Here is an 11,974-nt window from a genome sequence, read left to right on the forward strand (position 1 = left end):
GCCTTGTGATTGTGCATACCACTGGGTCTTTGGATCGAACCAAATGGCAATATTCCCACGATTAATGAGAGCTCGGTTATATGCGGGCCAATTGGTTGTGCGGTAGATTTTGTGTGTAGGCTTCTTCATTTGAAAATTATATCGCTGAAGAAGCCCTTAAGAATAGCTTTGTGCAACAAAGCCGTTTTAATTTGAAAAGTTGGCGCAATTTTCGCTATATAAAATATACGATAAAGTGAAGCTAAATGTATGAGTCATATGCAAAATGCCTTGATCACAGGGATATCACAGCCTGAGCGTTGGTATGCACGCTTAGAATTAAAATTTACCGCACAGCAAAAACGCACCATATTAAGTCATAGAAAGCATTTTGGCCCACTTCGGGTGCAAAAAATGTTATGGCCTGAAAAAACAGGGGTGTGTCATAGCATCATTGTACATCCACCTGCGGGGATTGCGGGTGGAGATCATTTAACCTTTGATGTGGAAGTGCAAGAACAGGCACATGCCTTAGTCACCACGCCTGGCGCAGGAAAGTGGTATAAAACCAATGGAAAGCAAGCCTTTCAACATACTTATTTACAGGTACAAGATCAGGCAACATTAGAGTGGTTGCCTCAAGAAGTTATGCTCTTTAATGGTGCGAATGCTTATTCAGAAACGCACATTCATCTGGCACAGTCAGCGAGCTTTATTGGCTGGGATATGCTGGTGCTTGGACGTCAGGCACGTCAGGAAAGCTTTGAAACGGGTCAGTACCATAATCAATTGCGGTTATGGCGTGCAGATAAGTTACTGGTTGCAGATACCTTGCAATTTCAAGGCAATGACCGTTGGCTAAACTCCTGTTTAGGCATGAATCGGCAAGCAGTGCTTGGCAACTTGTGGGCGGTCGCGCCTGAGCAATTTCGAGCAAACGTGATTTTAGAAGAACAGATTGAATTGATTCGTGAATTAATGATGCGTATGAAGGTTCCTGTCACCTTAACTTTATTGAATGATGTGGTGAGCGTACGTTATCTCGGACAAGACACACGGCAATGTCACGATGCATTTGCTGCGATTCGGGCACGTTTGCGTCGCTATTGGTTTGATCTGGATGAAGAATTTCCACGCATCTGGCGCACTTAAATTACGTCATATTGCTTATTTTCAAAACATCCAATTTCATTAAGCTGTGTTTTAGCACATATTTTGCTTAGTTAAAGGCAAATAAATCAGGAAAGAGATATGGAACTCAATCCCACAGAAAAAGATAAGTTACTCATATTTACCGCGGGTCTGGTGGCAGAGCGTCGTAAGGCACGTGGTTTAAAACTGAATTATCCAGAGGCAATCGCTTTTATTTCAGCAGCACTACTTGAAGGTGCGCGAGATGGGATGAGTGTTGCTGACCTTATGCACTATGGCACGACTTTGCTTGGGCGTGAAGATGTGATGGATGGTGTTGCGGAAATGATTGCCGAAGTTCAAGTGGAGGCGACATTCCCTGATGGTTCAAAACTGGTCACAGTTCACCAACCGATTGTTTAAACAGGAGAATAAATATGATTCCTGGAGAAGTACTGACCTCTGGTGTAGACATTGAACTCAACGCTGGGCGAGAAACTTTAAAAATATCCGTCAGCAATATTGGTGATCGTCCGATTCAGGTCGGTTCACATTTTCATTTCTATGAGGCGAATGATGCCTTGCAGTTTGACCGTGAAGCCAGTAAAGGTTTCCGTTTGAATATTGCTGCAGGAACGGCTGTGCGGTTTGAGCCAGGGCAAAGCCGAAATGTTGAGTTGGTGGCGTTGGCAGGCAAACGTGAAGTCTATGGCTTTGCAGGACGTGTCATGGGAAAACTGGATTGATGATGCAAATTCGGCAGGCGACTCCTCAAGATGTTCAGGCGATTCAAACTTTAATGCAGCCCTATATGCAGGATTTCGTGGTTGATGAATCAGGGTTGGCACATTTTACTGAGCAAGTGGTGCTGGACTTTATTCATCATTCTGAAGTGCATTCATTTGTTGCTGAGCAAGATCAGCAAATTTTAGGGGTGATTGCGTATCGTGAGCCTGCGCATCTGCTGCATTTCTTTGTGGATCAGCATCATCAGTCGCAAGGGATTGGCAAACAGCTATGGCAATGGGTCGAGCAGCACGCCTTGCAGCAAGAGATTCAGGAATTTACCGTCAATTCGAGCTGTGCTGCACAAGACGTGTATCGCCATTTTGGTTTTGAAACCGTACAAGATGTGAAAGAAGCACATGGGCTACGTTTTATTGCCATGAAAAAGACTTATCCCACAACACAATAAAATTAGGGTGAAAATCATGAAAATGTCGCGTCGTGCGTATACGGAAATGTTTGGGCCTACCGTCGGTGACCGTGTCCGTTTAGCCGATACCGAGTTGTTTGTCGAAGTGGAACAAGACTTCACCACTTATGGTGAAGAAGTTAAATTTGGTGGTGGTAAGGTCATCCGTGACGGGATGGGGCAGTCACAATTATTGGCGGATGAGGTCGCAGATACCGTGATTACCAATGCCTTGATTGTCGATTGGTGGGGCATTGTCAAAGCCGATGTTGGTCTGAAAAATGGACGTATCTGGAAAATTGGTAAGGCAGGCAACCCTGATATTCAGCCGAATATTACCATTCCACTCGGTGCAGCCACAGAAGTGGTTGCAGGTGAAGGACAGATTTTGACGGCTGGCGGTGTCGATACCCATATTCACTGGATTTGCCCGCAGCAAGTGGAAACAGCCCTGATGTCAGGCGTGACTACCATGGTTGGTGGTGGAACGGGGCCTGCTGCGGGAACATCGGCAACCACAGTGACCCCAGGCCCTTGGCATATTGGCACGATGTTGCAAGCCGTTGATGATCTGCCAATGAATATCGGTCTGTTGGGTAAAGGTAACTTGAGTTTGCCAGATCCGATTCGTGAACAGATCAAAGCAGGCGTGATCGGGTTGAAGTTACATGAAGATTGGGGTTCAACTCCTGCAGCGATTGATAACTGTTTGAGCGTTGCCGATGAATACGATGTACAAGTGGCGATTCATACCGATACTTTGAACGAGGGCGGATTTTTGGAAGAAACCCTTGCCGCATTTAAAGGGCGTACCATCCACACCTACCATACCGAGGGTGCAGGCGGTGGGCATGCACCTGATATTTTAAAAGCCATTGGGCAAAGCAATGTCTTACCATCTTCAACCAATCCAACCCGTCCTTATACCGTCAATACCATTGATGAGCATTTGGATATGTTGATGGTCTGCCATCACCTTGATCCAGCGATTGCCGAAGATGTGGCATTTGCCGAGAGTCGTATTCGCCGCGAAACCATTGCTGCGGAAGATATTTTGCAGGATATGGGGGCGATTGCCATGATGTCCTCGGACTCACAAGCGATGGGGCGTGTGGGTGAAGTGATTATTCGCACATGGCAAACTGCCCATAAAATGAAAGTGCAGCGTGGCAGTTTAGAAGGTGACAATGCTCAGCACGATAACAACCGTGTGAAGCGTTATATCGCCAAATATACGATTAACCCTGCGATTACCCATGGTTTGAGTCATGAAATCGGCTCGGTTGAAGAAGGGAAACTGGCGGATTTGGTGTTGTGGAAACCTGCTTTTTTTGGGGTGAAACCCTCCATGATCATTAAGGGTGGCATGATTGCGGCTGCACCAATGGGGGATATTAATGCCTCGATTCCAACGCCTCAGCCTGTACATTATCGTCCGATGTTTGGTGCATTTCCGCGTGGGGTACATCGCACATGTTTGACATTCTTGCCACAGGTGGCGATTGATGCAGGCATCGCAGAACAGCTCCAACTGAAAAAAATGATTAGCCCATGCAAAAATACTCGTGATATCAACAAGCAGGACATGAAACACAACAGTTATTGCCCTGTGATGGATGTGCATCCTGAAACCTATGAAGTCCGTGCTGATGGTGAGTTGCTCACCTGTGAGCCTGCGGATGTGCTGCCGATGGCACAGCGCTACTTCTTATTTTAAAAAAAAGATTTGAAAGAGTTTTGCAATATTGTGCAAGAACAAAAGCCATGGAAAGTGAGTATGACAACATGAAAATTTATACCCAACGTCTTGACAATATCGCAGTGGAACAGCCTTTTGATGTGGTGGAACTGAGCTTTGATACCCGTCAGAAATCACGTTTTCGTGCCACATTAAACAATGGAACGGATATCGGTGCAGACTTGCCACGCACGGGCATTTTACGCAGTGGTTCATTGATTGCCACGCCAAATGGTGAAATTTTACGTGTTGATGCCAAAGCTGAACGATTGATGTGTGTGACTGCACCGACACCATTTGATTTGCTCAAGGCGGCATATCATTTGGGTAACCGTCATGTACCACTGATGTTGACCCCAACCGCTTTATATTTCGAGCCAGATCATGTCTTGGCTGAAATGGTGGAAGGTTTAGGTTTGGCAGTGAATGAAGTTGAGCATCCATTTGAACCTGAAAGTGGCGCATATGCTCAGCACAGCCATGATCATCGTTTAAGCCCGATTAAGGCTTTGCATCATGTCCATCACTAATGCAGCGCAACTGCTGAAGTTATTGACGCTGTCTTCGACAGCATTGCCAGTCGGTGCGTACTGTTATTCGCAAGGTGTGGAAAGTGTCATTCAGATTGGACTGATTCAGGATGAAGCCAGTAGCAAAGCGTACTTTGAAGAGGTACTGGAAATGTTGCTGGTGCGTTTTGAGTTGCCGATGTTACAGCGCTTAATGCAGAGTTATGCAGACATTGAACAGTTTGACCAATGGGCGAATCTGTACCGAGCCAGTCGAGAGAGCAAAGAATTTTTGGCAGAGTCGCAGCAATTGGCATTTTCTTTAAATGCATGGATTAAAGATGTGCTGCAAATTCCTGTGGAAGTCAAAAAACAGTTTGGTTTTGTACCTGTCTATGCACAGTTGTGCGGGCGTTTGGATCTGAAACTGGTTGATGTGCTGACAGCTTATACCTTTACCGTACTGGAAAATCAGGTCTTGGCTGCTGTGAAAACTGTGCCACTTGGGCAAATCGCAGGGCAGCGGATTTTATGGCATGTGCATGGGCTGATTCCTGATGCCATACAGCGTGCCATGCAATTGCAAGACCATGAAATCAGTAGCGCGTTACCACACTATGCCATGCTGAGTATGCAGCATGAAACCCAATATTCACGATTATTTAGATCATAAAAAGATTGCCTTGTTTTATGAGTGCAATTCGTTAAGAAGGAAACAAAAATGTCAGAACGTAGCCCATTGCGTGTCGGAATTGGTGGCCCAGTAGGATCAGGCAAAACCGCATTAACCTTAAATTTATGCCGTGCTTTACGTGACAAATACAACATGGCAGTTGTGACCAATGACATTTATACCAAAGAAGATTCGAACTTTTTAACCCGCAATGAAGCCATGAATCCTGAGCGGATTGTCGGGGTGGAAACGGGTGGTTGCCCGCATACTGCAATTCGTGAAGACGCATCGATTAACCTCGCAGCGATTGATGACTTGTGTGAAAAGTTTGATGGTTTAGAACTGATCATCATTGAAAGTGGTGGTGATAACTTGGCAGCAACCTTTAGCCCAGAATTGTCCGATTTGACCTTATACGTGATTGACGTTGCAGGCGGTGAGAAAATTCCACGTAAAGGTGGACCAGGCATTACCAAGTCAGATTTGCTGATTATTAATAAAACTGACCTCGCGCCAATGGTTGGCGCTAACTTGGATGTGATGGATCAGGATGCCAAGCGTATGCGTGGTGAAAAGCCCTTCCTATTTTCCAATATGAAAACCCAAGATGGTTTGGCAGAAATCATTAGCTTCATTGAGAAACAAGGTTTATTTAAATCATAAGGAGTCATGGCATGAAAATTTTAAAAACATTGAGCAGTGCTTTGATCCTGAGTGCATTACCTGTGCTTGCGATGGCACATCCTGGGCATGAATTTCCACAATTGGGCTTTTTAAGTGGTTTTGTCCATCCATTTACTGGGCTTGATCATATGTCTATGGCGGCAGGTCTAGGTATCTTGCTTTGGAAAACCAAACGTCAATCGCAAATGTCGGGTGTAGTTGCGTTAGTGGCTGCTTTACTGATTGGTTTTATGGTTGGCGCGCAGAATCTATTGAGTGCTTCCGTTGCAGAATATGGCATTGTGGCATCGTTAATGCTGTTGGCTGTGGCTTTGTGGCGTAAACATAGTGTTTTAATGCCTGTGGCAACCGCGACTTTGGCGATTTTCCACGGTATGGCACATGGCGTTGAACTGAGTTCTCATGGGCACTGGGCAGGGTTGATGCTCGGCATGGTGACTGCAATGGCATTGCTATACGGTATTGGTTTGGGTGTGGGTGCTTTGCTTGAGCGTTATATTCCAGAGCAAGGTCGTAAAATCGTAGCAGGCATGGTGGCACTGGTTGGTTTGTTAGGCTTGGCATAATTTAGTCTTTGTTAGATATCAAAGAAAAGTTAAAGTAATTCGTTGCTTTAACTTTTTTACTGAAGCACATCATTTTTCACATGCGCTTACATGATGTTTTCATCAGTTGCAAAACTTCCGTGAAACCACGGTTCAATTTACATCACTCAGCAAGAGTTCTTAGGATGCTTCATTAACAATAGCGCAATGCTATTCTGCTGATTAAGCTTGCCATGAAGTATTTTTGGATTAGCCTAATGTGTCTGATTTCATTCAATGGCTGTATGGTGCTACCTGCACATGCCACGCAGCCTAAGCATATGATTGTATCTTCTGAACCGCTGAAACCCTTACATATCGAAAATGGCTTTCATGACGATGATGGTCGTGAACATGAGCCACAACAGACTCGCCGTGAAACGGTCTATGCAGAAGACTTGCGCCGTGATGATCCTCCTGATCAGGAGGAAATTACTGAGTGATGATCAAACTTGTTTTTGAAATAAACCTGCTTGAACTTGACCTGCTTTGGTCTGCTTGAGGAGCTTCCATGAAGAAGGGAGCTTTAAATGATTAAGTGCTCGGTCAGCTTCTACATAAATCAAGCCCTGATCTTTTAAATGGGCATCGGCAAGTTCAGCCAATTCTTGCCACAAATCCAAGCTATAAGGTGGATCAAGAAAAACCAGATCAAACGCTTGATTGAGCTGGGGTAAAACACTTTGCGCGGTATTGCGATAAAGCTGACAGTTTTCAGCTTTGAGCAATTGAATGTTATCTTTGAGGAATTTCGCCTGAGTACAATCAGGTTCAATCATGATGACTTGTGCAGCCCCACGCGATAAAGCTTCGAAGCCTAGCGCACCTGAACCTGTGCAGACATCTAGCACAACCGCATTTTGGATATCCCACATTAACCAGTTAAACAGCGTTTCACGTACACGGTCAGGTGTTGGGCGTAAGCCATCAATTGAAGCAAAGCTCAACTGACGACGTTTCCATTCTCCACCAATAATACGTAACTGATTTTTCATAATTATTCCGTTATCTCAGCTTGTGGTGCTGTTGTCGCTGCATTGGGTTTCTTCATCTGCTGATTTTTTTGCTTATTGGGAACAGCATTTGGATCGGCTTGTAAAATACTCTGCCCACTTGGTAACTGGCTTGGTTGAATGCCTGCGGTCATCAAGCTGCCTGTGATTTGATGCGTGGTTGGTCGAATCGGATTATTTTTACGTTGAACCATCCAGTAATCAAAGACAGGGCGAGCCAATTGTGCTGCTGAACCACCATGTCGACCATTTTCTAAAATGACTGAAATTGCAATTTCAGGCTTTTCAGCAGGAGCAAATCCCACAAATAAACCATGGTCAAGTTGGCGCTCTGTCAAAATTGCTTCGTTATATTTTTTACCTTGTGCAATACTTTTAACCTGTGCAGTCCCTGTTTTTCCTGCAATTTGATAGGCATTGGTTCGAATACCACGACCTGTCCCTGAGTTAATCACATCTACCATCGCATCACGCATTTTGCTCCAGTCTTCATCTGTGCCTTTAAATTGAACACGACCATCGGGGGCATTACGTACAGGAAAGGGTTTAGCACCACGGGTATTACTCACCACATGCGGGATAAGATGATAACCGTGGTTCGATACAATCGAAATGGCCATCGCAAGTTGAATTGGAGTTGCGGTAAATGCACCTTGACCAATACTGACCGAAATCGTTTCACCTTTGAGCCATTTGGCTTTACGGGTACGCATTTTCCATTCTGGGTTCGGATATAAGCCTGAGCTTTCATTTGGCAGATCAATCCCCGTCTTTTCTCCAAAACCAAACTGGCGCATCCATGAGTTCATGCGATCAATTCCCATTTGGTTCGCCAAAATGTAAAAGAACGTGTCACAAGATTCTTGAATAGCTTTGTTGAGATCAACAATTCCATGTCCTGTTTTTTTCCAGTCGCGGAATTTATGTGAGTCGCCAGGCAAGTGGAAATACCCCGGGTCATTAATGGCGGTTGACCAGTCAATCACGCCATAATTAATACCACCAAGTCCTTCAACAGGCTTAATGGTTGAGCCAGGTGGATAAACCCCTTGTAAAGCACGGTTATAAAGTGGCTGGTCAAGGTTGTCGCGGAGTCCCACATAGTCTTTGGTGCTAATCCCTGATACAAACAGATTCGGGTTAAAACTTGGGCTCGATACCATTGCTAAAATTTCACCTGTACGAGGATCCATGACAACAATTGCACCACGACGACCTGCCAGTTGTTCAGAGGCGACCGTTTGTAAACCATAGTCAATGGAAAGATAAAGATCATTACCACGAACAGGATCTTTACGACCTAAGTGGCGCAGGACATTACCATGCGCATCGGCTTCCACCGATTCATTGCCAGGTGTGCCATGCAGTAAATCTTCATAAGATTTTTCAACTCCAATTTTCCCAATCAGGTTGGTCCCTGCATAAACATCTTTATTAATATTTTTTAATTCACGGTCGTTAATTCGCCCTACATAACCAATCACATGGGCAAATAATTCGCCATAAGGATAGTAGCGCGTCATTTGTGTTTCGATATTGACGCCAGGAAACTGGTATTTAACCTCACTAAATTTGGCAATTTCGGCTTCATTCAAGTTCAGTTTAAGTGCGACCCGTTCGGTCTTTTTGGCTGTTTTAATTCGGCTATTAAAGCGATCAATATCATCTTGGGTTAGATCAAGAATAGGAATCAGTTTTTTAACCGTATCATCAATATCTTCAACATCGGCTCGGCTAATCGTTGCAGTAAAAACAGGATAGTTGTCTGCGAGTAAAATTCCATTACGATCATAGATATAACCACGTGCAGGGGGCAGAGGCTGTAGACGAATACGGTTATTGTCAGATGCGGTCTGGAATTCTTGATAATGAAAAATCTGCAAATAAACGTAACGCGCAATCAGTGTTGCAAAGCATAAGAAAACGATCCCGATGGCAATAAAAATTCGGCTACGAAAGAGGCGTTTTTCTTCTTGAACATTCTTTAAGGGAAAATGTTGCTTCATATGCGTATCGTCAATCAGCCAGAGGGGAGAATTAAAGGCGGATTATTTTAACTCAACCCGACAATGAAAGTCGCAGGTATTTTACCCATTCTGTGTAAAACTTGTAGTTTGACTGATTTGACAGCAGTTTTTCTGTCAATCTGGCTACAGTGCAAGCTGAAAATCTGCTACAGTGCGTGCTAGAACAACATTTAAAAATCACGTTTGTGAAGTGGTAAAATTACGGTCTTACAAATTTGGTATATTTTAAGCAATTGTATTCGTTCAAAATGGTCATTTTCTATTGAACTCCTGAAGTCATAGCGTACGAGAGCATGCATGTTCGAATTTATTAGTCATTTGTGGCAAGTTTTTATGCATCGTCCTGATCACTGGGCGGTACTAAGTATTATTCCCGTGACTGCATTTGTAACATGGGCACATGTTTGGATGGCACTGAAAATGGTCTTTTACCCCATTCATTTTTGGGGTTTTCATCTTGGCAATTTACCCATTGGCTGGCAAGGCATTGTGCCACGTAAAGCGGGTCGAATTTCAGGCATTATCACAGATAACACCTTAAAAAAAATTGGTTCACTCAGTGAGTTTCTGCAGGCAATGGATCCTGAGGAAATGGCAAAAATCATTGGGGAACAAGTCAATCATGAACTGGAAAACCTGATTGATGAAATCATGCTGGAGCGCAATCCTGTACTTTGGGAAAATATTCCATATTCCATTCGTCGTCGTATTTATGATCAGGCACATAAACAGTTGCCTGCCGTTCTTGAACATTTGGTCACTGAGCTGACCTACAATGTCGAGTCATTGGTCGATATGCGTGAAATGGTGGTGAGCCAAATGGAAGCTGACCCCAAGCTCATGGTTCGCATGTTTTTGAAAGTCGGACAAAAAGAAATCAATTTTATTTGGCATATCAGTGCCTTGATTGGTTGTGTGTTTGGTTTATTTCAAATGGTGGTTTGGTTCTTGGTGCCTTGGCACTGGACAGTTCCTTTTTGGGCATCCATTTGGGGTTTTCTGACCAACTGGATTGCGATTTGGATGGTGTTTAATCCGCTCTATCCCCATTATGTTCGTTATCCACAATTTTTCCGCCGTACCCATAATCACCAATTTCCATGGGTTGTGCCTGTGATCCCTCGCATTGGGACGTATAATATTCAAGGTGCATTCATGAAACGTCAGGAAGAAGTTTCCGATGTTTTTGCTAAAGTAGTGACTGAAGAGTTAATTACGTTAAAAACCATCATGACTGAAATGATGTATGGTCATCATAAAGATAAAACCCGACGCCTTGTGAAACAGCATGTCAATCAAATTATGGACACGCCTTTGGTTCGTACCACCTTGCAATTGTCTTTAGGGCCAAAAGAGTATGCCAAGTTAAAAACAGACTTGATTGACCGCTCAATTGAAATTACGATGGTACCTGTAAGCGACCCTGCATTTAATGCGAGCCGTGCACGTAAAATATTTCAAATGTTTCGAGATCGTATTCGTGATCTAACTCCAAGCGAGTTCCAGAATTTGTTACGTCCCGCGTTTAAAGAGGATGAGTGGATTTTGATTGTATTGGGGGGGGTGACTGGCTTTATTGCTGGTACAATACATTTGTTTGTTGCTTTTTTATAATACTTAACAGTTTCAGAGATTTAAAATCTTTGGACGGGTTAAGACTGTTTTCATTTTAGATGAGGATTTATTAGATGCGCATTATCTTACTCGGACCACCTGGCGCAGGTAAAGGTACTCAAGCTCAGTTGATCTGTAAGCGCTATGATATCCCACAAATTTCAACTGGCGATATGCTCCGTGCAGCGATTCGTGAAGGAACCGAATTAGGGTTGAAAGCGAAAAGTGTAATGGAATCTGGTGGTTTGGTTTCTGACGATTTAATTATCGGCTTAGTCAAAGAACGTATTGCCCAGCCTGATTGTGTCAATGGCTGTATTTTTGACGGTTTCCCTCGCACGATTCCTCAAGCAGAAGCGCTAGAGAAAGAAGGCATTAACATCGATCACGTGATTGAAATTGATGTACCAGATGAAGAAATCATCAACCGTCTTTCTGGTCGCCGTCAGCACCCTGCATCGGGTCGTGTGTACCACGTTGTCTATAACCCACCAAAAGTGGAAGGTAAAGATGACGAAACTGGTGAAGATCTTGTTCAACGTCCAGACGATCAAGAAGAAACCATTCGTAAACGTTTGGCTGCTTACCATGCAGAAACTGAACAATTGGTTGGCTTCTATCAAGGTCGTGCAGCTTCTGGTGAAAATGCCCCAAGCTATGACAAATTGAACGGCTTACGCCCAATTGACAATGTTCAAACTGATTTGTTCGCGATTTTAGATCAAGCGAAATAATTGATTTAAAAAAATAAAGAGCCTACAAATCTCGTAGGCTCTTTTTTTATAGAGGAGAAAATCGCACATGATGTTCAAATTGGCACTCATTGC

The 11,974-nt window shown here is 43.9% G+C and carries 14 protein-coding genes and 1 pseudogene; 12 read left to right on the plus strand and 3 right to left on the minus strand.

The features are described 5' to 3' along the window. Positions 1-129: pseudogene (locus GBN19_RS13015) on the minus strand (IS5/IS1182 family transposase); the annotation flags it as partial. A gap of 129 nt (positions 130-258) precedes the next feature. On the opposite strand from GBN19_RS13015, the gene GBN19_RS13020 reads away from it, so the two are divergent. The 10 genes from GBN19_RS13020 to GBN19_RS13065 all read left to right on the plus strand — a co-directional run bounded on the left by GBN19_RS13020 (position 259) and on the right by GBN19_RS13065 (position 6,936). Beyond that, the gene (locus tag GBN19_RS13020) at positions 259-1,131 is read left to right on the plus strand and encodes an urease accessory protein UreD (protein ID WP_228271274.1); all 873 of its coding nucleotides are present in this window, start codon (positions 259-261) and stop codon (positions 1,129-1,131) included. A gap of 99 nt (positions 1,132-1,230) precedes the next feature. Then, a complete protein-coding gene (ureA, locus tag GBN19_RS13025; protein WP_111892830.1) occupies positions 1,231-1,533 on the plus strand; it encodes an urease subunit gamma in 303 nt (100 codons plus the stop codon). A 14-nt stretch (positions 1,534-1,547) separates the two neighbouring features. After that, positions 1,548-1,856 carry an urease subunit beta gene (locus GBN19_RS13030; RefSeq protein ID WP_151778435.1) on the plus strand — a complete coding sequence of 103 codons (309 nt, stop codon included), beginning with the start codon at positions 1,548-1,550 and terminating at the stop codon, positions 1,854-1,856. Further along, a complete protein-coding gene (locus GBN19_RS13035; protein WP_151778436.1) occupies positions 1,856-2,305 on the plus strand; it encodes a GNAT family N-acetyltransferase in 450 nt (149 codons plus the stop codon). Before GBN19_RS13030 ends, GBN19_RS13035 begins: the two co-directional genes overlap by 1 nt. Positions 2,306-2,321: 16 nt before the next feature. Next, entirely contained in the window at positions 2,322-4,022 is a 1,701-nt protein-coding gene (gene ureC, locus GBN19_RS13040; protein ID WP_151778437.1) for an urease subunit alpha, read from the plus strand. Between the two features lie 68 nt (positions 4,023-4,090). Further along, positions 4,091-4,573 (plus strand): urease accessory protein UreE, encoded by a 483-nt coding sequence (ureE, locus tag GBN19_RS13045; RefSeq protein ID WP_151778438.1) that lies wholly within the window; start codon positions 4,091-4,093, stop codon positions 4,571-4,573. Continuing rightward, positions 4,560-5,225: an urease accessory protein UreF gene (locus GBN19_RS13050; RefSeq protein WP_151778439.1), complete on the plus strand. Its 666-nt coding sequence runs from the start codon at positions 4,560-4,562 to the stop codon at positions 5,223-5,225. The genes ureE and GBN19_RS13050 overlap by 14 nt, the downstream gene beginning before the upstream one ends. 48 nt (positions 5,226-5,273) lie before the next feature. Then, a complete protein-coding gene (gene ureG / locus GBN19_RS13055) occupies positions 5,274-5,888 on the plus strand; it encodes an urease accessory protein UreG (RefSeq protein ID WP_111892820.1) in 615 nt (204 codons plus the stop codon). A gap of 11 nt (positions 5,889-5,899) precedes the next feature. Further along, positions 5,900-6,475 carry a HupE/UreJ family protein gene (locus tag GBN19_RS13060; protein WP_151778440.1) on the plus strand — a complete coding sequence of 192 codons (576 nt, stop codon included), beginning with the start codon at positions 5,900-5,902 and terminating at the stop codon, positions 6,473-6,475. A gap of 236 nt (positions 6,476-6,711) precedes the next feature. Next, the gene (locus GBN19_RS13065) at positions 6,712-6,936 is read left to right on the plus strand and encodes a hypothetical protein (protein ID WP_228271273.1); all 225 of its coding nucleotides are present in this window, start codon (positions 6,712-6,714) and stop codon (positions 6,934-6,936) included. 3 nt (positions 6,937-6,939) lie between these two features. Here GBN19_RS13065 and rsmD read toward each other — a convergent pair whose 3' ends face one another. Beyond that, positions 6,940-7,488: a 16S rRNA (guanine(966)-N(2))-methyltransferase RsmD gene (rsmD, locus tag GBN19_RS13070; protein ID WP_151778442.1), complete on the minus strand. Its 549-nt coding sequence runs from the start codon at positions 7,486-7,488 to the stop codon at positions 6,940-6,942. A 2-nt stretch (positions 7,489-7,490) separates the two neighbouring features. Next, the gene (gene mrdA, locus GBN19_RS13075) at positions 7,491-9,512 is read right to left on the minus strand and encodes a penicillin-binding protein 2 (RefSeq protein ID WP_151778443.1); all 2,022 of its coding nucleotides are present in this window, start codon (positions 9,510-9,512) and stop codon (positions 7,491-7,493) included. Positions 9,513-9,830: 318 nt separating this feature from the next. On the opposite strand from mrdA, the gene GBN19_RS13080 reads away from it, so the two are divergent. Both GBN19_RS13080 and adk read left to right on the plus strand, forming a co-directional pair. Beyond that, a complete protein-coding gene (locus GBN19_RS13080) occupies positions 9,831-11,147 on the plus strand; it encodes a hypothetical protein (protein ID WP_151778444.1) in 1,317 nt (438 codons plus the stop codon). Between the two features lie 74 nt (positions 11,148-11,221). Continuing rightward, the gene (gene adk, locus GBN19_RS13085) at positions 11,222-11,881 is read left to right on the plus strand and encodes an adenylate kinase (RefSeq protein ID WP_151709478.1); all 660 of its coding nucleotides are present in this window, start codon (positions 11,222-11,224) and stop codon (positions 11,879-11,881) included. Positions 11,882-11,974 lie beyond the last annotated feature (93 nt).

It is taken from the genome of Acinetobacter brisouii (genome assembly GCF_008993995.1).
Classification (GTDB): Bacteria; Pseudomonadota; Gammaproteobacteria; order Pseudomonadales; family Moraxellaceae; genus Acinetobacter; species Acinetobacter brisouii_A.

Coding starts and splice junctions, on each gene's coding strand:
- GBN19_RS13030 (WP_151778435.1), top strand. CDS start 1,548: ATGATTCCTGGAGAAGTACTGACCTCTGGTGTAGACATTGAACTCAAC.
- GBN19_RS13035 (WP_151778436.1), top strand. CDS start 1,856: ATGATGCAAATTCGGCAGGCGACTCCTCAAGATGTTCAGGCGATTCAA.
- ureA (WP_111892830.1), top strand. CDS start 1,231: ATGGAACTCAATCCCACAGAAAAAGATAAGTTACTCATATTTACCGCG.
- mrdA (WP_151778443.1), bottom strand. CDS start 9,512: ATGAAGCAACATTTTCCCTTAAAGAATGTTCAAGAAGAAAAACGCCTC.
- GBN19_RS13020 (WP_228271274.1), top strand. CDS start 259: ATGCAAAATGCCTTGATCACAGGGATATCACAGCCTGAGCGTTGGTAT.
- ureE (WP_151778438.1), top strand. CDS start 4,091: ATGAAAATTTATACCCAACGTCTTGACAATATCGCAGTGGAACAGCCT.
- ureG (WP_111892820.1), top strand. CDS start 5,274: ATGTCAGAACGTAGCCCATTGCGTGTCGGAATTGGTGGCCCAGTAGGA.
- rsmD (WP_151778442.1), bottom strand. CDS start 7,488: ATGAAAAATCAGTTACGTATTATTGGTGGAGAATGGAAACGTCGTCAG.
- GBN19_RS13065 (WP_228271273.1), top strand. CDS start 6,712: ATGTGTCTGATTTCATTCAATGGCTGTATGGTGCTACCTGCACATGCC.
- GBN19_RS13060 (WP_151778440.1), top strand. CDS start 5,900: ATGAAAATTTTAAAAACATTGAGCAGTGCTTTGATCCTGAGTGCATTA.
- ureC (WP_151778437.1), top strand. CDS start 2,322: ATGAAAATGTCGCGTCGTGCGTATACGGAAATGTTTGGGCCTACCGTC.
- GBN19_RS13080 (WP_151778444.1), top strand. CDS start 9,831: ATGTTCGAATTTATTAGTCATTTGTGGCAAGTTTTTATGCATCGTCCT.
- GBN19_RS13050 (WP_151778439.1), top strand. CDS start 4,560: ATGTCCATCACTAATGCAGCGCAACTGCTGAAGTTATTGACGCTGTCT.
- adk (WP_151709478.1), top strand. CDS start 11,222: ATGCGCATTATCTTACTCGGACCACCTGGCGCAGGTAAAGGTACTCAA.